18 protein-coding genes are annotated in these 21,581 nt (G+C 61.9%); 12 read left to right on the plus strand and 6 right to left on the minus strand.

Features of this window, described 5'->3' with window-relative positions; all coding sequences use genetic code 11:
• Positions 1-49 precede the first annotated feature (49 nt).
• Entirely contained in the window at positions 50-973 is a 924-nt protein-coding gene (locus NTD84_RS08340) for a TIGR03571 family LLM class oxidoreductase (RefSeq protein WP_262164673.1), read from the minus strand.
• A 275-nt stretch (positions 974-1,248) separates the two neighbouring features.
• Between NTD84_RS08340 and mrdA the strand changes: the two genes are divergently transcribed.
• The 5 genes from mrdA (at position 1,249) to NTD84_RS08365 (ending at position 8,842) form a co-directional block, all read left to right on the plus strand.
• Positions 1,249-3,141, plus strand: coding sequence for a penicillin-binding protein 2 (gene mrdA, locus NTD84_RS08345; protein ID WP_262164674.1), 1,893 nt, complete (start codon positions 1,249-1,251; stop codon positions 3,139-3,141).
• Positions 3,142-3,266: 125 nt separating this feature from the next.
• The gene (locus NTD84_RS08350; RefSeq protein ID WP_262164675.1) at positions 3,267-5,171 is read left to right on the plus strand and encodes a sigma-54-dependent Fis family transcriptional regulator; all 1,905 of its coding nucleotides are present in this window, start codon (positions 3,267-3,269) and stop codon (positions 5,169-5,171) included.
• On the plus strand, positions 5,171-6,889 hold the full coding sequence (locus tag NTD84_RS08355) for an ABC transporter ATP-binding protein (protein ID WP_262164676.1): 1,719 nt from the start codon (positions 5,171-5,173) through the stop codon (positions 6,887-6,889). Before NTD84_RS08350 ends, NTD84_RS08355 begins: the two co-directional genes overlap by 1 nt.
• Positions 6,879-7,556: a S8 family serine peptidase gene (locus tag NTD84_RS08360; protein ID WP_262164677.1), complete on the plus strand. Its 678-nt coding sequence runs from the start codon at positions 6,879-6,881 to the stop codon at positions 7,554-7,556. The genes NTD84_RS08355 and NTD84_RS08360 overlap by 11 nt, the downstream gene beginning before the upstream one ends.
• Positions 7,553-8,842, plus strand: a complete 1,290-nt coding sequence (locus tag NTD84_RS08365) for a tryptophan 7-halogenase (RefSeq protein WP_262164678.1) — start codon at positions 7,553-7,555, stop codon at positions 8,840-8,842. The genes NTD84_RS08360 and NTD84_RS08365 overlap by 4 nt, the downstream gene beginning before the upstream one ends.
• Positions 8,843-8,960: 118 nt before the next feature.
• On the opposite strand, the gene NTD84_RS08370 is transcribed toward NTD84_RS08365, so the two are convergent.
• Positions 8,961-10,451: an aldehyde dehydrogenase family protein gene (locus tag NTD84_RS08370; protein WP_262164679.1), complete on the minus strand. Its 1,491-nt coding sequence runs from the start codon at positions 10,449-10,451 to the stop codon at positions 8,961-8,963.
• 510 nt (positions 10,452-10,961) lie between these two features.
• Here NTD84_RS08370 and peaA point away from each other — a divergent pair.
• The 4 genes from peaA (at position 10,962) to peaD (ending at position 15,521) form a co-directional block, all read left to right on the plus strand.
• Entirely contained in the window at positions 10,962-12,542 is a 1,581-nt protein-coding gene (gene peaA, locus NTD84_RS08375; protein ID WP_262164680.1) for a quinohemoprotein amine dehydrogenase subunit alpha, read from the plus strand.
• 81 nt (positions 12,543-12,623) lie between these two features.
• The gene (peaB, locus tag NTD84_RS08380) at positions 12,624-14,054 is read left to right on the plus strand and encodes a quinohemoprotein amine dehydrogenase maturation protein (protein WP_262164681.1); all 1,431 of its coding nucleotides are present in this window, start codon (positions 12,624-12,626) and stop codon (positions 14,052-14,054) included.
• Between the two features lies 1 nt (position 14,055).
• Positions 14,056-14,379, plus strand: a complete 324-nt coding sequence (gene qhpC / locus NTD84_RS08385; protein WP_008027961.1) for a quinohemoprotein amine dehydrogenase subunit gamma — start codon at positions 14,056-14,058, stop codon at positions 14,377-14,379.
• A 23-nt stretch (positions 14,380-14,402) separates the two neighbouring features.
• The gene (gene peaD / locus NTD84_RS08390; RefSeq protein ID WP_262164682.1) at positions 14,403-15,521 is read left to right on the plus strand and encodes a quinohemoprotein amine dehydrogenase subunit beta; all 1,119 of its coding nucleotides are present in this window, start codon (positions 14,403-14,405) and stop codon (positions 15,519-15,521) included.
• Positions 15,522-15,637: 116 nt separating this feature from the next.
• Here peaD and NTD84_RS08395 read toward each other — a convergent pair whose 3' ends face one another.
• Together NTD84_RS08395 and NTD84_RS08400 are read right to left on the minus strand one after the other, a co-directional pair.
• Positions 15,638-16,039, minus strand: coding sequence for a lysozyme inhibitor LprI family protein (locus NTD84_RS08395; protein WP_262164683.1), 402 nt, complete (start codon positions 16,037-16,039; stop codon positions 15,638-15,640).
• A gap of 49 nt (positions 16,040-16,088) precedes the next feature.
• Complete coding sequence (locus NTD84_RS08400) at positions 16,089-16,997, minus strand: ADP-ribosylglycohydrolase family protein (protein ID WP_262164684.1); 909 nt, start codon at positions 16,995-16,997, stop codon at positions 16,089-16,091.
• 187 nt (positions 16,998-17,184) lie between these two features.
• On the opposite strand from NTD84_RS08400, the gene NTD84_RS08405 reads away from it, so the two are divergent.
• Both NTD84_RS08405 and NTD84_RS08410 read left to right on the plus strand, forming a co-directional pair.
• Positions 17,185-17,673: an SRPBCC family protein gene (locus tag NTD84_RS08405; protein ID WP_262164685.1), complete on the plus strand. Its 489-nt coding sequence runs from the start codon at positions 17,185-17,187 to the stop codon at positions 17,671-17,673.
• Between the two features lie 7 nt (positions 17,674-17,680).
• Complete coding sequence (locus tag NTD84_RS08410) at positions 17,681-18,490, plus strand: aminoglycoside phosphotransferase family protein (protein ID WP_262164686.1); 810 nt, start codon at positions 17,681-17,683, stop codon at positions 18,488-18,490.
• A 338-nt stretch (positions 18,491-18,828) separates the two neighbouring features.
• On the opposite strand, the gene inhA is transcribed toward NTD84_RS08410, so the two are convergent.
• Positions 18,829-19,512, minus strand: a complete 684-nt coding sequence (gene inhA / locus NTD84_RS08415) for an isonitrile hydratase (protein WP_262164687.1) — start codon at positions 19,510-19,512, stop codon at positions 18,829-18,831.
• Positions 19,513-19,602: 90 nt separating this feature from the next.
• Here inhA and NTD84_RS08420 point away from each other — a divergent pair, with 90 nt between their 5' ends.
• Positions 19,603-20,586, plus strand: coding sequence for a GlxA family transcriptional regulator (locus tag NTD84_RS08420; RefSeq protein WP_262164688.1), 984 nt, complete (start codon positions 19,603-19,605; stop codon positions 20,584-20,586).
• Here NTD84_RS08420 and NTD84_RS08425 read toward each other — a convergent pair.
• Positions 20,555-21,451 carry an alpha/beta fold hydrolase gene (locus NTD84_RS08425; RefSeq protein WP_262164689.1) on the minus strand — a complete coding sequence of 299 codons (897 nt, stop codon included), beginning with the start codon at positions 21,449-21,451 and terminating at the stop codon, positions 20,555-20,557. The two genes, NTD84_RS08420 and NTD84_RS08425, sit on opposite strands and share 32 nt — an antisense overlap.
• Between the last annotated feature and the right edge of the window lie 130 nt (positions 21,452-21,581).

A 21,581-nucleotide genomic window follows, 5' to 3' on the forward strand; every position in this document is an offset into this window, starting at 1 on the left:
GGGCGCAAGAAAGGACAGCCCAACGGCCGTCCCATGACCCTGCAAATTGTCAGTGAAACTTTGGTAGAACGTATTCCGCGATCTCTTCAATTACCTCTGCAACCGGCCGTTCGCTGCGACGCACATGCAGGCCAACGTGCTGCACGCCGGCCTCGCGCAAGGCCTGAAGCTCATCAATCAAAGCCAGTCGCCCACACACCCCACCGAAACGTACACGCCGCATCGGCGCATTAGGGTTAGCCGCCAGATCCAGATGGACAAAGCTGATGTAAGGCTTGTCTCCGCCCACCTCCCGCCACAGACCCACTCGACCGCGATGCTCATCCGGCGTGCCCGGGTACGCCAGCCACGCATCCATATGCTCGCCAATCCAGGCCGGTGACTGCTGGCCAAGACCCGCCACTAATAACGGCACCGCCTGATCCCGCTGTGGAAGCAATTGCGCACCTTCAGGTAAACGACCTTTACCCTGACTACGCAGCAATTCCACCGTATTGCGGAATATCTCTCCGCGCTGATCGTAATCCACCCCAAACAACGGATATTCAATCGGACGGTCGCCACTGGCCACGCCAAGCAGCAAACGGCCCTCACTCAACTCATCAATACTGTTGGCGGCCTTCAAGGTCAGCCAGGGTTGACGCAATGGCAATACAACCGCCGCCGTACCCAACATGATGTTGTCGGTGATCCCGGCCAGGTATCCAAGGTAGGAAAAGGTTTCGAACACTTGTGCGGCATCGCCGAAATTCGGATCGTACACCGGCACATCACGAACCCACAGCGCACGAAATCCGGATTTGTCTGCCAGACGCGCCATCGCCGCATGTTGCTTCAGATCCGGCACGCCAAACGGCCGTTCCTCGGCAATCCGCCGCCGCTGACCGTCGCTGGACCAATCGTTATCCAGCGGCAGTTCCAACCCGATGGAAAAACCGTTCGAACCCAGTAAGCGTTGAAATCGTGAATGCATGAAAAGACTCCCGGACGACAAGATGGAATGACATGCACCTAGTATCTATAGGCTTGCCGGCAAGAAAAATGCACGAATGGGAATATCAATCTTGAGCAAAATGCACGAGTCGCGAGGAGAACCGACCGTCGTTTTGGCCCTCAAGGACAACCGTTAGAGGAAATCGCACTAAAGCGATCCCGCGGTTTTTGGTATGGTGCAGCTCGTTTTTTAACGGACTGATTTCACGCCTAAGGATCGGCAACTCAATTTTTAGTCAAAGAGCAGCTGCAGAAATGCCCGAAGCGATACCAATCAAGGACCACGAAAAAGAGACGCGCCTGGTCAATAAAAGACTGATGGCGTGCGCCCTGTTCGTCGTTGCCATCACTTGCGCATTGGTGGTGCGCATGTATGTACTGCAAGTGGTGGAGTTCGACTATCACTCCACAATCTCTGAAAACAATCGCGTCCATGTCTTGCCCATCACGCCGACAAGGGGCCTGATTTACGACCGCAATGGCGTGCTCCTCGCCGATAACCGCCCCAGCTTCAACCTGACCATCACCCGCGAGCGTGCCTCCGACGTCAAAGAAGAACTGGACGAGGTGGTCAACCTCCTGCACCTTCCCGCTGAAGACCGTACTCTGTTCGACAAGGCAATGAAGCAGGCGCGTCACCCGTTTGTGCCCGTCACCCTGTTCTATGAGCTGAGCGAAGAGCAAATCGCCGTGCTCGCCGTCAACGAATTCCGCCTGCCCGGCATCGATGTCGAGCCGCAATTCGTTCGTCACTACCCAATGGGCGCGCACTTCGCCCATTCCATCGGCTATGTCGGTCGTATCAACGAAAAAGAATCCAAGGCCCTCGACAGCGTCGAGTACCGCGGCAGCCAATCCATCGGCAAGACCGGGATTGAAAAGTTCTACGAGTCAGAATTGCACGGCCATGTCGGTTACGAAGAAGTCGAAACCAACGCGCAGGGTCGCGTACTGCGGGTGCTGAAGCACACCGATCCGATCCCCGGCAAAAACATCGTCTTGAGCCTCGACGTCAAGCTCCAGGAAGCCGCTGAAGAAGCCTTGGGTGATCGTCGTGGCTCGGTGGTCGCCCTCGATCCGTCGACCGGCGAAGTGCTGGCGATGGTCAGCAAACCGAGTTTCGACCCGAACCTGTTCGTCACCGGCATCAGCTTCAAGGAATACGCCGCGCTGCACGACTCGATTGATCGTCCGCTGTTCAACCGCGTGCTGCGGGGTCTCTACGCGCCGGGTTCGACCATCAAGCCAGAAGTGGCAATCGCCGGTCTCGACGCCGGTGTGGTCACGCCGCAGACCCGCGTCTTCGATCCCGGTTACTACCAGCTCCCGGACTTCGATCACAAATACCGCAACTGGAATCACAGCGGCGACGGCTGGGTGGACATGGACGCGGCGATCATGCGTTCCAACGACACCTACTTCTACGACCTGGCGCACAAGCTCGGCATCGATCGCCTGCACGACTACATGGCGATGTTCGGCCTCGGCGAGAAGGTCTCGCTGGACATGTTCGAAGAGTCTGCCGGCCTGATGCCATCCCAGGCGTGGAAGCGTGCTACGCGCCGTCAGGCGTGGTTCCCCGGCGAGACCGTGATCCTTGGCATCGGTCAGGGCTACATGCAGGTCACGCCGCTGCAATTGGCCCAGGCCACCGCGCTGATCGCCAACAAGGGTGTGTGGAACCGCCCGCATCTGGCCAAGACCGTGGACGGTGTGGCGCCAGTGGATGAGCATCCGATGCCCAACATTCTGTTGAAAGACCCGCGGGACTGGGAACAGGTCAACCACGGCATGCAAATGGTGATGCACGATGCGCGCGGGATTGCCCGAGCGGCAGCGCTCGGCGCTCAGTACCGCATTGCCGGCAAGAGTGGTACGGCGCAAGTGGTGGCGATCAAGCAGGGCGAGCGTTACAACCGGGCGAAAACCCTGGAGCGCAACCGCGACAACGCCTTGTTTGTCGGCTTCGCGCCCGCGGAGCATCCGAAGATTGTGATCTCGGTGATGATCGAAAACGGTGAGGCGGGCGGTCGTGTCGCCGGCCCGGTGGTGCGGCAGATCATGGATGCCTGGCTGCTCGATCAGGAAGGCCACCTGAAGCCGCAATACGCCACGCCGGCCAAAGCGCCCGGTGACCCTCACGTATAGCCGATCAAGGCTTGAACGCAGTGCAACGGATGAAACACACTTGCCATCGCCCTGACGTTAACGTAAAGATTGCGGCAGGGCGCTGAACTTAAAAGAGCGCAGGGCGGACCGATCCGGAGCGCTTGATGACGCTAATAAAAACAACCTCTCCCAAGCTGCACCGCGAAGCCCGGCTAGCCCGGGAAAAACTCCACCTCGAGGGCGAAGTCCCCGATGGCGTATTGCGGGCGGAAATCGATGCGTCGTGGCGGCGCAGCCTCAGCCATGGCGTGCATTTCAACAGCAAACATGAACTGGCGCTGGAATCGAGCGCAAGCCTCGACGTGCTGCTGGCGAGCAATCGCCTGTTGATCGACGCGGCCTTGCCGGCCATCGATTACCTGGCCGATCGCCAGGGCAAGGAAGGCCTGATCATCCTTGCCAATTCCGACGCCACGATTCTCGCCGTCGAAGGCCGTGCCGATCGCCTCAAGGGCAGCGGCCTGCAAGACATCACCCTGGGTGCCTGCTGGAGCGAAGCCGCTCGCGGCACCAATGCCCTGGGCACCGCCCTGGTGGAAGCCCGGCCCACGATGATCGATTGCGGCGAACATTACCTCGACCGGCTGACTGATTTCTCCTGCACCTCGGTGCCGATCTATTGCCCGCAAGGCGAAATCCTCGGCGTCCTCGACCTGACCCGGGAAGGCCCGCTCGGCCGTGTTCACGACAGCACCGCGCTGCTGGCCATGGCGGTCAGCCAGATCGAAAGCCGGGTGTTCAACGCCAGCTTCCCCGACCAGATCGTGCTGGCCTTTCACAGCCGCCGGCAATACCTCGAATCCCCTTGGCAAGGCCTGTTGGCGGTTAGCCTCGGCGGGCAGATTCTCGCGGTCAGCGCCCAGGCATGTCAGTTGCTCCACGCCGAACGCTCGGCGCTGGTCGGCCGCCGTTGCGAGGAGTTTCTCGGTGTCGATGGCCTGCAGCTGCTGTCGCGTTTGCATCAGGGCGGTGCCGGCAGTCTGCAGACCGCCAAAGGCGAATTCTTCTACAAAACCCTGCGCGCACCGCAGCGTTCGATCAACGTCAGTACACCGTCGCGCACCAGCGCCAAAACCGCTAAACCGCAACCGGATCTTGAATCCCTGGCAGGCAGCAACGCGCGTTATGCCCGCGCTTTGCGTATGGCGCGCCAAGGCCTGGCCAATGAACTGCCGGTATTGCTGCTCGGCGAAACCGGCACCGGCAAGGAAGTGATTGCCCGGGCTTTGCACATGGCTGGCAGCCGCTGCGACAAACCTTTCGTCGCGGTGAACTGCGCAGCGATTCCCGAAGGCTTGATCGAGTCTGAACTGTTCGGCTACCGCGAAGGCGCGTTCACTGGCTCCCGCCGTGGCGGCATGGTCGGGCGTTTGCAGCAAGCCCATGGCGGCACGCTGTTCCTCGACGAAATCGGTGACATGCCGCTGGCCTTGCAGGCGCGTCTGCTGCGCGTCTTGCAGGACCGCAAAGTCGCGCCACTGGGCGCGGGTGAAGAACAGGACATCGACGTCGCCCTGATCTGCGCCACGCACCGCGACCTCAAGCGCCTGGTGGAAGATAAACACTTCCGTGAGGACCTGTTCTACCGCGTCAACGGCATCAGCGTGATGCTGCCGTCGTTGCGTGAGCGCGACGATTTCAGCGACCTGATCGGTCGGCTGCTGGCGAAGCTCGACGCACCGGCCATGGTCCTGCACGACGACCTCAGCCGCTTGCTCGCCGGTTACCACTGGCCGGGCAACATCCGTCAGCTGGAAATGGTGCTGCGCACCGCGCTGGCCATGCGCGAGCCCGGGGACACCGTGCTCACCCTCGACCATTTGCCCGACAGCATGCTCGACGAACTGAATGCCAGCGAGCGCCCTCAATCCGGGAGTATTCGCGAAAACGAACTGGAGCTGATTCGCCAATCGTTGGACAGCCATCACGGCAACGTCTCGGCCGCCGCCGACGCCCTGGGCATCAGCCGCGCGACCCTGTACCGCAAGCTCAAACAGTTGCGCTCGTGATGCAGCGCCTGATCGTCCGGCTGATCGACAGCCAGAATCCCGCAGCGCTGCAAGCGGCACTGCGCTGGCTCTACAGTTTTGTGCGCCCACATCGCCTGGCGATCGCCGGGCTGCTCGGATTGTCGGTGTGCGCCTCGCTGCTGGTCCTGGTGCAACCTTGGCTGACCAAGCTGCTGATCGACGATGGCTTACTGGCCCGCAACTTCCCCACGCTGGTGCTGATTGCCGGACTGATGATCGTCGCCGGGCTGCTCGGCACGGCGTTGTCGGGGATCAACCGTTACCTGCATACGCGCCTGTCCGGGCGGATTCTGTTCTCGTTACGGGACGACCTCTATCGGCATCTGCAAACCCTGTCGCCTAGCTTCTACGGGCAGCGGCGGATCGGTGACTTGATGTCGCGCCTTGATGGCGATGTCGCGGAGATCCAGCGCTTTGCCGTGGACTCGTTGTTCTCGGCAGTATCGAGCGTGATCGGGCTGGTCTGCGCCGTGGCGATGCTGCTGACCCTGTCGTGGAAACTCTCGCTGCTGGCGCTGGTGCTGATTCCCCTCGACGTGCTCTGGCTGCGCTGGATGCGGCGCAAGGTAGAACGCGATGTGCGGCAGTTGCGCGAGCGTTCGGCGGACATGTCGTCGTTCATGGTCGAAACCTTGCCGGTGATGAAATTCATTCAGTCGGCAGGTCAGCAACAACGGGAATCCCGGCGCCTGGAGACGCTCGGGCAAGGCTATATGAGCCAGTTGCTGCGCTTGCAGGTCACCGAGTTTTTCACCCAGGCCGTGCCGGGTACGTTGACCTCGTTGTCCCGGGCCTGTGCGTTTCTGATTGGTGGATATTGGGTGGTGCAGGGCACGTGGCAGTTGGGGGCGCTGATCGCGTTTTCCACCTATCTCGGCATGGCGGTCGGGCCGGTGCAGAGTTTGCTTGGGCTCTACGTGGCGATTCAGCGCATGACCGTGAGCCTCGGGCGCGTGATGGAGTTGCGCGGTGAAGAGCCGACCGTGCTGACACCGGTTGCACCCAAGCCGATGCCGAGCAGCGGCGAATTGCGTTTTGACGACGTGCACTTCAGCCATCCCGGTCGTCCGAGCACCTTGCGCGGCATTGAGGCGCGGATCCCGTACGGTTTGAAAGTCGCCCTGAGTGGCGGCTCCGGGGTCGGCAAATCGACACTGATCGACCTGTTGCAACGGCATCACGATCCGCAGTCCGGCCGGGTGTTGCTCGGCGAGGTCGACCTGCGCGAACTGGACCTGTTCCAGTTGCGTCGACGGATTGCCGTGGTCAGTCAGGACATCGTGTTGTTCCGCGGCAGCCTCGCCGACAACCTGGCCTACGCCGTACCCGACGCCAGCCGCGAAGCGATTGCCGAAGTGGCGCGGCTGGCGCAGCTCGATAGCCTGATCGCTTCGTTGCCCGAAGGCCTCGACAGTCCCTTGGGCGAGCGCGGGCAGCAATTATCCGGCGGGCAGAAACAGCGCATCGCGATTGCCCGGGCGCTGTTGCAGGACCCGTTGATCCTGGTCCTGGACGAAGCCACCTCGGCGGTGGATGAAGCCACTGAGCGGGAAGTGATCGAGGCCATCGACCGACTGTTCGCCGGACGCACGCGCATCCTCATCAGCCATCGGCCTTCAACCCTGGCCGACGCCGATCTGCGCTTCGAGTTGCTCGACGGCGTGCTCACTTCAAAAACGGTGCTGCATGAAGCCTGAGTTGCGAATCGGCGTGGTGGACAGCGGCCATTCGGCGGCGCAGCGGGCGCAGGTGATTGCCGGGCGCCGGTTCTCGCTGCTCGAAGATGGGTTGACTGAAAGTGCGTTGCGCGATGATCCGCTGGGTCACGGCAGCGCAGTAATCGAGGCCATCGGCCGACGTGCGCCGTCGGCGGTGTTCTGCGTGGCGCAGGTGTTTGATCAGCGTGGTGTCACCAGCGCGTTGCAGATCGCCACGGCCATCGACTGGCTGGTGGCGCAGGATGTGCGGCTGATCAACCTGAGTCTCGGTTTGCGCCAGGACCGCAGCTTGTTGCGTGCCGCGTGCGGCGCGGCGGTGGCGCGGGGCATTCTGCTGTGTGCGTCGAGCCCGGCGCAAGGCGAGGGCGTGTTTCCGGCGAATTATCCACAGGTACTGCGGGTGACCGGCGACGCGCGCTGCGCCGAGCAGGAATGGTCGTGGCTCGACAGCGCGCAGGCGGATTTCGCCTCGTGCGTGCACGGGACCTATCCGGGTCAGTCCGGCGCCAGCCTGGGCTGCGCGGCGTTGAGTGGGCACATTGCGGGTTTCCTGGCGGCACAACCTGAGGCGAGCAACGATCACGTCATCGCCTGGCTGCGGGAATACGCCCGCTATCGCGGCCCTGAACGGCGCGTCGGGCCATGATTGTGATTCTGGGCGCCGGGCCTGCGGGCGCGGCGGTGGCGCTGGGGTTGCGTCGGCTCGGTTACGCGGTGACGCTGGTCAGCGAGTGGCGCCGGTTTGCGGCGCTGGAGGGCGTTTCGCTGCGGGTGCTGGAGGCGTTGCGCGGCGCCGGTTTGCATCACGCGCTGGCGGATGCGGCATTGCCGTCCCAGCGCCAGGTGTCGTGGAACGCTCAGCAGCATGCGCAAAATATCGAATATTTACTCGACCGTCCGAGCTTCGACAGAGGCCTGCGCGAAGATCTGCGCCTGGCTGGGGTTGAGCTGGTTGAAGGTCGGGTAATGAGCGTTCAGCCCTTGGCCGCGGGGCATCGGGTCGAGATCGAAGGACACGCCGCGCTGATCGCTGATTTTCTGGTGGAGGCGCGTGGGCGCCAGGCGCCGGCGCTCGGCAAAGGCCAGCGCGGGCCGGAGACGGTCAGCCTGCTCAATCGCTGGCAAGGCGCACCGGGTGACACCGCCAGCGCCGTGGAAAGCCTGGAGGACGGCTGGGCGTGGATGGCGCGCCGTGCGGATGGTCAGTGTTACTGGCAATGGACGGTGGACGTGGCCAGCGCGAAGTTGCCGGGCAAGGCGCAGTTGCTCGAGTACTGTCACCAGCGACGCCAGCGTTCCGCGCTGGCCCGTGAGTTTTTCGGGACCGAACCCGAAGTCGATCTGCAACTGCACGCACGCAGCAGCACGGCGATTCTGAGCCCGCAGGTGTGTGGTGGAAACTGGATCCGCGTGGGCGATGCGGCGATGGCGGTGGATCCGCTGTCGGGCAACGGGATTTTTCAGTCCTTGTCCTCGGCGTTGCAGGCGCCGACGGTGATCAACACCCTGTTGCGGAAACCTGAGCGGGCGGCTTTGGCCCAGCGTTTTCATCAGCAACGGGTGGAACAGTTGTTTCTGCGCTTCGCGCGGATCGGCCGGGATTTTTATGCCGATGAGCAGCGCTGGCTGGATCAGCCGTTCTGGCAGGCCCGACGACAATGGCCGGATGCCGAGGTGGCGCATGCCGAGGTGGAGTTTGCCGCGCTGCGGATTGAGCGGGCGCCGGTGTTGAGGGACGGGTTTGTCGATGAGGCTGAGGTGGTGGTGACGGCGGATCAGCCGCTGGGGATCTGGCATGTGCAAGGGGTCGAGCTGGCGCCGCTGGTGCGCAAGTTGAGGACCGAGCCGGCAGAGCGGGTGCTGGCGGGGTTGACGGTGGACCAGGGCCGGATGATCAGGAGTTGGTTATTGGCGCAGGGCTTCAAACCCTGAGATTCCGGTTGTCCCTACCGGCCTTTTCGCGGGCAAGCCCGCTCCCACAGGGATCTGCACGCCGCATGACACTGTGGGAGCGGGCTTGCTCGCGAAAAGGCCTACGAAGCGCCAAAGCTCAAAGCTTGATCAACACCGACTTCAACTCTGTGTAATGCTCGATCGCCGCGTACCCCATCTCACGCCCGACCCCGGACATCTTGTACCCGCCAAACGGCAATGCCGGGTCGAGGGCGCTGTGGCAATTGACCCACACCGAACCGGACTTGATCCGCGGGATCATCCGGTGCACCGCCGCCAGGTCGTTCGACCAGATACTTGCCCCCAACCCATACGGACTGTCATTGGCCATGCGCAACGCGTCGGCCTCGTCATCGAAGGGAATCGCCACCAGCACCGGGCCGAAGATCTCTTCCTGCACCAGCGAATGCTTCTGGTCGACATCGACGATGACCGTCGGCTTGACGAAGAACCCCGGCCCGAACTGCTCACCGCCGCAGGCGATGGTCGCGCCACTTTCCCGGCCCTTTTCGATGTACCCGTAGACCCGTTCCTGCTGCCGCGCGGAAATCAGCGGGCCCATCTCGACACTCGGGTCCAGACCGTTGCCGAGCTTCATGGCGTTGGCAATATCGGCGATGTCCGCCACCACATTGTCAAAATGTTTGCGCTGCACGTACAGCCGGGAACCGGCGCAGCAGACCTGTCCCTGATTGAAGAAGATCGCGCTGGCGGCACCGGCCGCGGCGGTCCTGAGGTCGGCATCGGCCATGACGATGGTCGGCGATTTCCCGCCCAGTTCCAGGGTGACCCGGGTCATCGAATCCATGGCGATCTTGCCGATCTGCTTGCCCACGGCGGTCGAGCCGGTGAAGGTCAGCTTGTCCACCAGCGGGTTGTGGGTCAGTGCTGAACCGGCGGTGATACCGGTGCCGGTGACCACGTTGAAAACGCCTTCGGGGTAACCGGCTTCCAGCACCAGCTCGGCGAGTTTCAGCGCAGTCAGCGGGGTTTCGTCGGCAGGCTTGAGCACCACGGTGCAGCCGGTGGCCAGGGCCGGACCAAGCTTCCAGCACGCCAGCAGCAACGGGAAATTCCAGGCGACGATGGCGCCGACCACACCGACCGCTTCGCGCCGGATGAAACTGTGGAACTGATCGTCAGGCATCAACGGCAACGACACGTCGACGCTGGAACCTTCGATCTTGGTCGCCCAACCGGCCATGTAGCGCAGGAAGTCGATGGACAGCTGCACGTCCATCACCTGGGCCACCGCCGCACTTTTGCCGTTGTTCAGGCATTCCAGCTGGGCGAGCAGTTCGGCATCGCGCTGCATCAGGTCGGCGAGTTTCCACAGCAGGTTCTGCCGCTCACGGGGACGTGTGCGGGTCCAGGCGGAATCATCGAAGGCGTGACGGGCGGCGAGCACCGCGCGATCGACATCCTCCGGCGTGGCCCGCGGCACCACGCACAGCACCTCGCCGGTGGCCGGGTTGTGCAGGGGCATGGTCTGGCCGTCGGCGGCCTCGACCCAGTCGCCGCCAATCAGCATGCGCGGCGCGCGCTGGATGAATGCCGAGGTGGCGGGAAGCAGGTAGGGGAGCGTCATGATGAAACCTCGTCTTGTTCGTGTGGCGAGGTCATTCGCAACGGTTGTGCCAGATGTGGTTTTTGGCTCAAAGCCCGCGCACACGGGCTTGTCGACGTTTCGATGGATGGCCGGGATGACACCAAGCGTCGCAATTTGCGACGACCTGAGACGGACGCAATACTCTCTGTAGGAGCGAGCAGGCTCGCGATGGACGTCAACGATAACGCTGGCAGCCTGACACCCCGCGGTGGATGAACCTTCATCGCGAGCCTGCTCGCTTCTACAGGTGTCTCAGGTTGCAACACCTGTCGCAAAATTAAACGGGGAACGCTGTAGTTATCCCGGTAAATACCCGCCCTGCTACCTACAACTCATTGATTAACGGAGATATTCATAAGCTGGCACGCTCCGTGTATTGCTCATCGCAGACGTTTCTCTTGCCTCCGTCAGCGGCGCGCCGCCGGCGGCAGAAACCATAAAAACGATAAGCCACAACAATAAGAAAGCACCGTGCGAGGTTCGACGTTGATGAAGAGAAGACTCCGATCAGGCCTGAGTGCCAGTCTACTGGCCGTGGCCGCCTGTGTGGCGCTGCATTCGCCCGACAGCCTGGCCGCCCGCGACGCCCAGACCATCCTCAAGGAAACCTGTCAGGGCTGTCACACCCCCGAAGCCGATAACGCCCTGAGCCGCATCAGCCACCAGCGCAAAACGCCGGAAGGCTGGCTGATGAGCATCGCCCGGATGCAGACCATGCACGGTTTGCAGATCAGCGATGACGACCGCCGCACCCTGGTCAAATACCTGGCCGACACCCAGGGCCTGGCGCCGAGTGAGACCGACGGCGTGCGTTATGCGCTGGAGCGCCGACTCAATACCGTCGAGAAATTCGACGACCAGACCAGCCAGATGTGCGGCCGTTGCCACTCCGGTGCGCGGGTGGCCTTGCAGCGGCGTCCGGCGCAGGAGTGGGAACGCCTGGTGAATTTCCACCTCGGCCAGTGGCCGTCCCTGGAATACCAGGCCCTGGCCCGCGATCGCGACTGGTTCGATATTGCCCGCAAGGACATGGTGCCGCTGCTGGCCAAGCGTTACCCGCTGGACAATCCTGCCTGGAAAAAATGGCTGAGCAGCGCGCCGAAAGCCGCGACACTGGTCGGCGACTGGAGCTTCAGCGGCCACCTGCCGGGTAAAGGCGAACTGGCCGGAGTGATGAGCGTGAGCGCCGATGGCGATGACACGTTCAAGGTCAGCGTCAAAGGCCAATACGCTGACGGCAGTCCGTTCAACGGCGACGGCAGCGCGATTCTCTACACGGGCTACGAATGGCGCGGCAACGTGACCATCGACGGCGTGACCATGCGCCAGGTGTTCGCCGCCCAGGGCAATGCTCTGCAAGGCCGGATGTTCGAGGCCGAGCATGACGAGCGTGGGCTGGACTTCGTCGCGGCCAAACAAGGCAGCAGCCGTTTGCTCGCGGTGCAGCCGGGCTATCTCAAGGCCGGTAGCGAAACCGAAGTCACGTTGATCGGCAGCGGCCTCAGCGGCACGCCGAACTTCGGCAAAGGCGTGGAAGTGGTTGAGGTGCTGGAGCAAAGTCCGCAGCGCGTGCGCGTCAAGCTCAAGGCCGCCGCCAATGCCCAGCCAGGCCTGCGCAACGTCACCGTCGGCACGCTGAAAGGCCCGACACTGTCGGTCTACCGCACAATCGCCGAAGTCAAAGTTGTGCCGGCGTTCTCGGTGGCGCGGATCGGCGAGGGCGGTGGTTCGACGCCGAAGGTCCAGGGTCGTTTCGACGCCGAAGCCTGGGGCAAGGGCGCTGACGGCAAGCCTTACCGCATCGGCGTGTTCCCGGCGCAGTGGTCGGTCGAGGCCTTCGACGATCGCGCCAAGGAAGACGAAGACGTCAAGTTCGCCGGCACCATGCAGGCGGACAGCGGCGTGTTCACACCGGGCGATGCCGGGCCGAACCCGCAACGCAAGATGTCTACCAACAATGCCGGCAACCTGAAGGTGATCGCCGCCGTCGACGACGCAGGGAAATCCCTGACCGGCGAAGGCCACATGATTGTCACCGTGCAACGCTGGAACAATCCACCCATTCCATGAGTTGCCTGAATACTGACGTTTCAGACACTTTTTCGGAATGACCGCAGGCCCCGCCAAGCGGGGTTTGCACAGGAGGTTGCAATGGGCGCTATTTTGAATCTGGTTGAGCGCAACCTGCACGAAGTGCACGTCGATGCCGACCGCATGCTGTTTCACATTCCCAGCAGTTCGCTGTTCGCCAGCGATGAGCTGACAGGCTCCATCATCGATACCTTGCGCGGCCCCGGCTGCTCATCGGACGACCTGATCCAGCGGCTGGCCTCGCGCTTCAACGGCGAAGAAATCACCGAGACCCTGCGCGAGTTGATGTCCCTGGAACTGGTCAGCGACGGCTCGCCGCTGACTCCGGACATTGGTACCAAACGCGTCGAGCGCACCGCGATCAATACCGTGGTGCTCAACGTCAACACCGGCTGCAACCTGAGCTGCACCTACTGCTACAAGGAAGACCTCGACAAGCCGTCCGCCGGCAAGAAAATGGAGGTGGAAACCGCCATTGCTTCCGTCGAGATGCTGCTGCGCGAATCCCCGGACGAAGAGCGTTTCACCGTGGTGTTCTTCGGTGGCGAGCCGCTGAGCAATCGCAAGCTGATCGAGTACATGGTCGACTACTGTGAAAAGCGCTTTGCCGAGGCCGGCAAGTTTGTCGAGTTCGTCATGACCACCAACGCCACGTTGCTCACCGAAGAGACCGTGGACTACCTGAACGCCCACCGTTTCGGGCTTTCGGTGAGCATCGACGGGCCAAAAACCGTACACGACCGTAACCGCATCACCGTGGGCGGGCAGGGCACGTACGACGTGGTGCGGCGCAAGGCGCAAATGCTGCTGTCGCGCTACAACAGCCGTCCGGTGGGCGCGCGGGTCACCCTGACCACTGGCGTGACCGACGTCGAAACCATCTGGGACCACCTGTTCAACGAACTGGGGTTTGCCGAAGTCGGTTTCGCCCCGGTGACGTCCGGCGACATCAGTACCTTCAACCTGTCCAGCGACGAGCTGATCGAAGTCTTCGCCAATATGAAGAAGCTCGGCCGGCGCTACCTGGAAGCGGCGCTGGAGCACCGCAATATCGGCTTCTCCAACCTGCACCAGTTGATTACCGACATTCACGAGGGCCACAAAAAAGCCCTGCCGTGCGGCGCGGGCCTGAAGATGCTGGCGGTGGATCACAAGGGCGAGTTGAACCTGTGCCACCGTTTTACCGGATCGTCGTTGCCGACCTTTGGCAACGTGCACAGCGGGGTGAAGCAGGTCGAGCTGAACGACTTCCTGTCCCAGCGCCTGGATCGCACCAACACCGGCTGCGAAGACTGCCAGATCCGCAACCTGTGCTCCGGCGGCTGCTACCACGAGAGCTACGCCCGCTACGGCGACCCGACCCACCCGACCTATCACTACTGCGAACTGATGCGTGACTGGGTCGACTTCGGCATCGAGGTCTACACCCGGATCATGGCCCACAACCCTGCGTTCATCAGCAGCTACATCACTCCGCGCAAGGCTCACTGATATGAAACATCTCAAGGCAATCAATAATAAAGCGTTGAAACTCGATGAGGCCGCGGCCGAAAACCGTATCGAAGAAGTGGTGGCGATGAGCTCTGTCGCGGGCTGTGCCTCCACCACCGACCCGGGCTGGGAGATCGATGCGTTTGGCGGCGTGTCGTCGCTGTGCCAGCCGATGGAGGCCGACCTCTACGGCTGCTCCGACCCTTGCTGGTGGCCGGCCCAGGTGCCCGACATGATGAGCACCTACCCGGACTGGAACAAGGATGCCCAGGCGTCCAACGACAACTGGCGCAACCTCGGGACTGTCTTTCCAAAAGACAAGTGATCGGACCTAAGAAGGATTCCAGCATGCACAGCATCAAAGCCTGCGGCCTGGCCGCGTTCGCCGTCCTGAGTGCCTGTTCGCTCACCGTTCTGGCCGATGAAAACACCACTTTGCAAGACGGTCACGAGTACATGTTGACCACCAATTACCCGAACAACCTGCACGTGATCGACCTGGCCACGGACACCCTGTTCAAGACCTGCAAGATGCCCGACGCCTTCGGGCCCGGCACCGTGCAGTTGTCGCCGGACCGCAAGACCGCCTACGTGCTGAACAACCACTACGCGGATATCTACGGCGTCGAACTCGACAGTTGCAAGCAGGTGTTCCACGCCAGCATCACCCAAAAGCCGGGGGAGAAAGCGAAGTCGATGTTCGCCTTCACCCTCAGTCATGACGGCAAGGAACTGTTCGCCATTGCCAACCCGACGTTGATGCTGAACGACCGCTATGAAGTGCAACAACCGCGACTCGACGTCTACGCCACCGACGCCGGCATGGACGCCAAACCCGTGCGCAGCTTCCCGGCGCCCCGGCAACTGACCATCATGCAAAGTGGCGATGATGGCACGCTCTACGTGGCCGGGGCAGACGTCTACAAAGTCGACGTGAAAAGCGGCAAGTTCGACGTATTGATCCCCAGCCGGCACTGGCAACGGACGAACTACAGCGCGCCGGATGTGCTGTACGTGTGGAACCAGCAAACTTACCGACACGACTTTTCGCTGCTCTACACCGCGGCGAAATTCAAGGACAAGAAGCAGGATCCGGCGACCGCCGAATACCTTTACGGCCTGTTCAGTGTCGACCTGAAAACCGGCAAGACTGAAACCACCGACTTCGGCCCGCTGACGGAAATCTACTTCAGCGGCATGCGCTCGCCGAAGGATCCTAACCTGATGTTCGGCGTGCTGAATCGCCTGGCGAAGTACGACATTAAGGAGAAGAAGATGCTGCAGGCGGCGACGCTGGATCACTCCTACTACTGCATTTCCTTCAACAAGGACGGGAGCAAGATCTACCTCGCGGGGACGTTTAACGATGTGGCGATTTTTGATGCCGACAGCCTGAAGCAGGTAGGCAGCATCAAGTTGCCGGGTGGGGATATGGCGATTACCACGGCGCAGATTTTCGTTCGGTAATTGCGGCGTTTGAACTGACGCCTTCGCGAGCAAGCCCGCTCCCACAGGAATCTTCAGCGTGATCACGTGTGGGAGCGGGCTTGCCCGCGAAGAGGCCCTCAAAAACACCCGGGCACTTACTGGCTCGGCACCGGACAACTCAAATCCCCCTCCTGGCACTTCAAATATTGCTTGAAAGTCTCCACCCGCGCCTTGGTCAGCTCGGTGATGCAGCTGCTGTAGATCAACGGATAAGCGCTCCCGCCCTCTACCGCAGAGGCGGAAAACCTGCACTCGGCATCGCGAAAGCCAATCCACGCGCGCTGGGCGCCGACCAACAGTTTCTTGTTGTCCGGGCTGCCTTTCAAACGCGCGGTGATCTGCTGGTATAGCGCATTCAACTCCTTGTCCGCCGCCTTGTTCTGCTGCGCCGCACATTGATTCATCGTCGCCTGATCGGTGGCGTTGCCGCAGTCGGCGGCATAGGCAACGGTGGTGAACAGCAACGGCGTAAGAGCCAGGAACAAGCGTGGGTACATGGGGATTCTCGCGGTAACAGAAAAAGATGGGTTGCAGTGTAGCGAAGCCTCATTCGGTAGAGGCCTTGAGCAGTTGATCAGCACACGCCTCGATGTGCTCGCGCATGTGCAACTTCCGTAGCCAGCGATCGGGAATGGCCTGCACCCCGTAAAACGCTCCGGCCAGTTGGCCGACGATGGCGGCCGTGGTGTCGGCGTCATCGCCCAGGTTGGCTGCTTTGAGGACGGCGCTTTCGAAACTGTCCGTATGGTGAATACACCACAGCGCTGCTTCCAGTGACGCCACGCAATAGCCGCTGCCACGGATCTCACTTTCCGGCTTGGCGAAGTAATCACCCCGCGCGATGGCCGCGACTTTCGACTCCTGATACCTCGTCACGGAAGCGCGCAGCAAGTCTGATTTGGGCACACCGTGCAGCGCCTTGCAGATCAGTTCGGCGAACAACTGACAACACTCGATTGCTTCCGGCGCCGCGTGAGTCGTGCGGGAGCTTTTCGCGGAAAATGTTCTGATCCGCTCGTCGTCGGGGAAGTCATACAGAACCACCGGCGCCAGGCGCATCAACGAGCCATTGCCGGCGGTGAACGGGTCGGTGGAGCCGGCGAAGGGCTCGCCGGTTTGCTGGAAGCGGGTCAAGGCCTCGCTCACGGTGATGCCGATGTCGAAGCAATCGCCGGTGGAACTCAGGTAGCCCCATTGCCACCAATTGAGGTAGCGACCCATCTGGTCGGCGGCATCGAAGCCGTTTTGGCTCAGCAGGCTCTCAGCCAGGCATAGCGCCATCGAAGTGTCATCAGTCCATTGTCCGGGCTTCAGATTGAAAGGGCCGCCGCCAACCATGTCGGTCAGGGGCCGGAACGATCCGCGAGGCTGGAACTCAACAGTGGTGCCAACCGCATCGCCACAGGCCAGGCCCAGCAGGGTGCCGCGATAACGTTCGGGAAGTGATGCCTGCATGGATTTTCCTTGTCGGGTCATAGCGTCCCTGCAAACGGTAGCAGGTCCTTTCCATTCGCCATCCCGAACTTTGCCCCGGATGTGCGGCCGAATATTTCAGGCAAGTTGATTGAACAGACCGATTGATACAACTTTAGGGTTGGACTTGTGGTCTCACAGGCCTACTGTTCATTACAGGAGGTGACTTATGAACCCAGCATCAGATCGCATCGAAAGGAAGATCCTGCTTAAAGTGCCGCGTTCGCAGGTCTGGCGCGTGCTGGCCAACGCCGAAGCGTTCGGCCAATGGTTTGGCGTTGCACTGGAAGGCAAGCGTTTTGTCGCCGGCGAGTGGACCCAGGGGCAGATTACCTACCCCGGTTATGAGCACTTGCTGTGGAATGTCCTGGTGGAGCGGGTCGAGCCGGAGCGGGTGTTTTCGTTCCGCTGGCACCCGTACGCCGTCGAGCCGGACGTCGACTACTCCCAGGAACCCACCACCCTGGTGCTCTTCGAACTCGAAGACATGGATAACGGCACCCTGCTCAAGGTGACCGAGTCCGGATTCGATCACATCCCGCAAACGCGGCGGCTCAAGGCGTTCCGCATGGACAGCCGTGGTTGGGACGAGCAGATGAACAACATCGAAGAGTTTCTGAAGACCAACACCCGGGCTCATGAGCATCAGGAAGAGTAACGCCTGCGTGTTCGAACCCTGGTTGAAACGCTGGGTGCTGGTGCCGGACGGCGAGCCGATCATTACGCCCGGCAGCCGTTTGTTACCGGTGCGCATGCATGACGTGCCGGCGATGTTGAAAGTGGCTATCGACGCCGAGGAACGGTTCGGCAACCTGCTGATGTCCTGGTGGGACGGTGAGGGCGCTGCCCGCGTCTATGCACAGCACGCCAACGCGATGGTGCTCGAGCGGGCCACGGGCAAGCGATCGCTGATGCACATGGCGCTCAACGGTCAGGACGACGAGGCCACTCGTATCCTGTGTGCGGCGCTGGCAAGGCTGCATGCGCCACGGCCCTCGATGCCACCGACACTGGTCCCCTTGGCGCCGTGGTTCAAGTCGCTGCGTCTGGCGGCTGAACAGCACGGCGGCGCTTATTCTCTCAGCTTGTCCAGCGCTGAAGCACTGCTGGCCGATCCCCAGGACGTGGTGGTGCTGCATGGTGACATGCACCACGACAATGTCCTCGATTTCGGCCCGCGCGGCTGGCTGGCGATCGACCCCAAGCGGGTAACCGGCGAGCGTGGATTCGACTACGCCAACCTGATCTGCAACCCCGAACTGCCCACGGCGGCCGATCCGCAGCGTTTCCACCGACAGATCGATGTCGTAGTGGAGGCCGCGGGCTTGGAGCGTCGACGGCTTTTGCAATGGGTAATGGCGTTTGCCGGACTATCGGCGGCCTGGTTTCTCGAAGATGACGACCACCTCGCAGCCGAAGGTCAGCTGCAGGTCGCTAAACTCGCGGCTTTGGCGCTAGGACCCTTAGGTCTCTAAGGGTTTTCGGAAGGGTGGCTATAGCGAATGTCTTACACGCGATGGTAGCTATATCGTCTATTGCAGATTGGATCCGATGCGTAATCTAGCCCCATCAACTGAAGCACAGGGAGTGCTTCAGGATCATGGACGATCGACCATCAGCAAGGATTCGCTACGACAGGGAGTCGATAATGGTCTTGGGAAAAACCCGCCTCTGGCGGGTTTTTTTTCGTCTGTAGAAAAGTCGACTACAACCCTTGTGTGAGCGAGCCTGCTCGCGAAAGCGTCGCGTCAGACAACATCGACATTGACTGACATGACGCCTTCGCGAGCAGGCTCGCTCCCACAATGACTACCTACCAATTGAGTGCTGCGGCGACCCGGTCAGTTATCAATGTCCGTTGCAGCCGGGACTGCGCCGAACGCCGATTGGCTTCCTCCAGGACAGCGGCAGGTGCCGTCTCCGGGCTGCCCGAATGAAACGGTGGCGCCGGGGCATATTCCAGCTGTAGCTGCACCAACTCTGCCGTGTCCTTATCGAACAATTCAGCCGCCAGTGTCAGCGCGAAATCGATTCCAGCGGTAATCCCGCCGCCCGTCAGCAAATTGCCATCGCGCACCACCCGATCCTTCACCGCAATAGCGCCCAGCGGTGCCAGCAACTCGTGATACGCCCAGTGTGTGGTCGCGCGTTTGCCTTTCAACAGTCCTGCCGCCCCGAGCACCAGCGCGCCGGTGCACACCGAGGTGACATACCGCGCCTGAGCCGCCTGAGTCTGGATGAACCGCAGCGTCTCGCCATCCTCCATCAACGCCCCGACACCGCTGCCGCCAGGGATGCAGATGACGTCCAGCGCCGGGCAGTCGCCGAAGGTGGTGCTGGGTTGCAGAACCAGGCCAGTGCTGGATGTGACCGGCAGCAGGTCCTTCCAGATCAGGTGCACCTTCACGTCCGGCAGCGAGGCCAGCACGTCGTAAGGGCCGGTCAGGTCCAGTTGCTGGACCTGCGGGAACAACAGAAAACCGATCTGCAGCGTCATGGTGTTTTTCTCGGAAAGTGGGTGGACGGCTTCACTCTAGGCTCGTAGGATTTGGCGCATACGCCAATTGCCCCACGAATTACGCCAAACATGCCCAAGACTATTCATGTGCTCGCTTTCGCCAACGTGCAACTGCTCGATGTCACCGGGCCATTGCAGGTGTTCGCCTCGGCCAACGATATCGCTCGCCAGAAAGGCTTGCCTGCGCCCTACGCGCCGACGGTGATTGGCAGTGGCGGCGGGGCGGTGATGTCGTCGGCGGGCCTGGCGCTGTTGGCCGAGCCGTTACCGGCGCAAGGCAGCGACACCTTCATTATCGCCGGCGGCTGGGGCGTTTACGCAGCGGCGGAGGATGAAGCGCTGGTGGCGTGGGTGCGAACCCATGCGGCGGGGTGTCGGCGGGTGGCATCGGTGTGTACCGGGGCGTTTTTGCTGGCGGCCAGTGGCTGGCTCGATGGCCGGCGGGTGGTCACGCACTGGACCCGATGCGAGCAGCTGGCGCAGACCCATCCTCGGCTGCGGGTCGAGCCCAATCCGATTTTCATCAATGACGGCCCGGTGTGGACCTCGGCCGGGGTCACCGCCGGCATCGACCTTGCGCTGGCGATGGTCGAGGCGGATCTTGGCCGCAACATGGCCCTGGAAGTCGCGCAGCAACTGGTGGTCTTTCTCAAGCGTCCGGGCGGCCAGTCACAGTTCAGCGTGACCTTGTCATTGCAAAAGCAAGGCAGCCGTTTCGACGACCTTCATGCCTGGATCAGCGAAAATCTCACAATGGAACTCGGCGTTGCGACCCTGGCGTTGCAGGCCGGCATGAGCGAGCGCAGCTTCGTCCGCCACTATCGCGCCGACACCGGGCAAACACCCGCGCGGGCCATCGAATTGATTCGGGTCGAAACCGCGCGACGCTTGCTCAGCGACACCGGCACACCGATCAAACGGGTCGCGGTGCAATGCGGGTTTGGCAGCGAAGAAACGCTGCGTCGCAGTTTTCTACGGGCCATGGGCGTAACGCCGCAAGCGTATCGCGAACGTTTTTCCGTCAGCGTTCCAGCAGATCCAGTAATGCCTTGAGCGTGGCCTCGGGCGCTTCTTCCGGGATGTTATGCCCGACGCCCGCCAGCACGCGGCGCTCGTATCGCCCGGTGAAATGCTCGATATCGTCGTCAATCTCCGGTGGCGGGCCTACGCCGTCGTCGGCGCCGCACAGAGAGATCGTCGGCACGCTGATCGGCGGTTGCCGGGTCAGCGCCTCTTCCATCGATTCCAGTACCGGATCACCGGCGACGTACATGAAGCGGTGGCGGTAGGAGTGGATCACCACATCGACAAAGTCCGGATTATCGAAGGCGGGCGCACTGAGCGGGTAGCGCGCGGGGCCTTCGGCCCAGGTGGGTGACCACAACGTCCACAGCAGTTCACACAGGGCCCGACGCTGTGCGGTCAGGCCTTCGACACCGCGAGGCGTGTGGAAGTAGAACTGATACCAGAGGCGGTGCTCGGTTTCCGGTGCCCGCGGCCGGATCGAACCGGGAATGTCCTGGAGGTTGTAACCGTCGCCAGTGACCAGGCAACGCACCCGCTCCGGCCACAGCGCCGCGACGATGCACGCCGCGCGACCGCCCCAGTCGTAGCCGCAGAGCGCGGCTTTTTCGATAGTGAGCGCGTCCATCAGCTCCAGCAAATCCTGAGCGAGCGCGGCTTGTTGGCCGGAGCGCTGGGTCTCGGGGCTGTTGAAACGGGTAGGACCGTAGCCGCGCAGGTAGGGAACGATGACGCGGTAGCCTTTCGCCCCGAGCGCTGGCGCAATGGCGTCGTAGCCACGGGGCGAGTAGGGGAAGCCGTGAAGGAGGATGACGGCTTCACCGCTGGTGGGGCCGTGTTGTTCGTAGGCGACGGTCAGTTGTGGCGTCACGGCGTAATTGATCAGCGGGCTCATTGAACACTCCTGACAGGCTGCCGAATCATGCTTGGACGTCTGTTTCCGTCACCTGATTAAAATACGTCGCCCGATCCGGGTTCCTACAAAGCTCCGTGAACCGCAAACGGTTCTGCAGGAGCCGGCTCGC

This window comes from Pseudomonas sp. 14P_8.1_Bac3 (assembly GCF_025466085.1).
Taxonomy (GTDB): Bacteria; Pseudomonadota; Gammaproteobacteria; order Pseudomonadales; family Pseudomonadaceae; genus Aquipseudomonas.

Bases quoted from the DNA above. Each gene is read 5' to 3' on its own strand.
- NTD84_RS08340 (WP_262164673.1), bottom strand. From the start codon at position 973: ATGCATTCACGATTTCAACGCTTACTGGGTTCGAACGGTTTTTCCATC.
- mrdA (WP_262164674.1), top strand. From the start codon at position 1,249: ATGCCCGAAGCGATACCAATCAAGGACCACGAAAAAGAGACGCGCCTG.
- NTD84_RS08350 (WP_262164675.1), top strand. From the start codon at position 3,267: ATGACGCTAATAAAAACAACCTCTCCCAAGCTGCACCGCGAAGCCCGG.
- NTD84_RS08355 (WP_262164676.1), top strand. From the start codon at position 5,171: ATGCAGCGCCTGATCGTCCGGCTGATCGACAGCCAGAATCCCGCAGCG.
- NTD84_RS08360 (WP_262164677.1), top strand. From the start codon at position 6,879: ATGAAGCCTGAGTTGCGAATCGGCGTGGTGGACAGCGGCCATTCGGCG.
- NTD84_RS08365 (WP_262164678.1), top strand. From the start codon at position 7,553: ATGATTGTGATTCTGGGCGCCGGGCCTGCGGGCGCGGCGGTGGCGCTG.
- NTD84_RS08370 (WP_262164679.1), bottom strand. From the start codon at position 10,451: ATGACGCTCCCCTACCTGCTTCCCGCCACCTCGGCATTCATCCAGCGC.
- peaA (WP_262164680.1), top strand. From the start codon at position 10,962: ATGAAGAGAAGACTCCGATCAGGCCTGAGTGCCAGTCTACTGGCCGTG.
- peaB (WP_262164681.1), top strand. From the start codon at position 12,624: ATGGGCGCTATTTTGAATCTGGTTGAGCGCAACCTGCACGAAGTGCAC.
- qhpC (WP_008027961.1), top strand. From the start codon at position 14,056: ATGAAACATCTCAAGGCAATCAATAATAAAGCGTTGAAACTCGATGAG.
- peaD (WP_262164682.1), top strand. From the start codon at position 14,403: ATGCACAGCATCAAAGCCTGCGGCCTGGCCGCGTTCGCCGTCCTGAGT.
- NTD84_RS08395 (WP_262164683.1), bottom strand. From the start codon at position 16,039: ATGTACCCACGCTTGTTCCTGGCTCTTACGCCGTTGCTGTTCACCACC.
- NTD84_RS08400 (WP_262164684.1), bottom strand. From the start codon at position 16,997: ATGCAGGCATCACTTCCCGAACGTTATCGCGGCACCCTGCTGGGCCTG.
- NTD84_RS08405 (WP_262164685.1), top strand. From the start codon at position 17,185: ATGAACCCAGCATCAGATCGCATCGAAAGGAAGATCCTGCTTAAAGTG.
- inhA (WP_262164687.1), bottom strand. From the start codon at position 19,512: ATGACGCTGCAGATCGGTTTTCTGTTGTTCCCGCAGGTCCAGCAACTG.
- NTD84_RS08420 (WP_262164688.1), top strand. From the start codon at position 19,603: ATGCCCAAGACTATTCATGTGCTCGCTTTCGCCAACGTGCAACTGCTC.
- NTD84_RS08425 (WP_262164689.1), bottom strand. From the start codon at position 21,451: ATGAGCCCGCTGATCAATTACGCCGTGACGCCACAACTGACCGTCGCC.